This is a genomic window from Bradyrhizobium sp. Leo170, assembly GCF_004296405.1.
Lineage (GTDB): Bacteria > Pseudomonadota > Alphaproteobacteria > Rhizobiales > Xanthobacteraceae > Bradyrhizobium.
Genome location: NZ_PSRR01000778.1, coordinates 1 through 876 on the forward strand (window position 1 = coordinate 1; position 876 = coordinate 876).

The 876-nt window shown below is 58.7% G+C and carries 1 protein-coding gene; it reads right to left on the bottom strand.

Going from position 1 to position 876, the window contains the following annotated elements; translation table 11 throughout:
• Positions 1 to 77: 77 nt before the first annotated feature.
• Positions 78 to 350, bottom strand: coding sequence for a hypothetical protein (locus tag CWO89_RS44645; protein WP_130584432.1), 273 nt, complete (start codon positions 348 to 350; stop codon positions 78 to 80).
• Between the last annotated feature and the right edge of the window lie 526 nt (positions 351 to 876).

The following is an 876-nucleotide window of genomic DNA, read 5'->3' on the forward strand; positions in this document are numbered from 1 at the left end:
ATCATCAACCGCCCCCCAGCACCCAATCGGGAACGGGCTTTCCGTTCGCTCGAAGGCGGTCTAGGCCTACAATTGTTCTATCGAGCAGAAGCTGCCAGTGGGACAAGCTCGCTCTCCAAATCAGGGTTGTGCTCGCCCGTCTTAGTCTTCACGACCACGTACGCTTCGGCGAGCTCGGACTTGGAGATACCGTGTAGTGCGGCAAAGCCGAAAACCAATCGCGGCGATACGTCGGTAAAGAACGCTGCAACGTGGACTGGCCATTCGCTGATCTCGGCCCGCGCAATGCATTGGTGAAGGATTGCCGCGCTGATATCCCGCTTGAAAGGTGCGTTGACGGTAGCCAACACAAGCTTATCCACGGCCGAACTACCTTCAGCCGAGCCAATATAGTGTCCCCTGTCCGCCACGAAATCCATCTGACTAATATAGGATTTTTCTCAACTTAGTCGACCTTTGGTCGACCAGTAGGTTAAAGTTTCCCGACTGACCCAAGCCGCGTAAATAGCTGATTGTTCCACCAATTTGGCACAGCCGGCTCGATCCCCCCACCCCGACCAACGGAAGCCGAGCTGTGCTGGACGCAGGTCCACTGGGCATCACGGCGGCAAAGCTTGGCATTTGCCGCCCGCCCCCGAAACGTCCGCCTCCGGGACCCGGGTCTCCCGCCGGTGCGCCGCCCGCAAGGACGCCATGTAACGAGCACATAACCCGTCCGCTCGGCTCTTCGGGACCCGATCCAAGCGAGTTTACCTTCTCTTGTCTCATCCCCAGCGCAATGATGATCCGGGGTCATCACAAAGCTCGGACGTCTCACCTTCGGACGTCGGAGCCTTAGCCGGCCACAAAGCGTCTGACGGGCATTCCCTCTGCCGT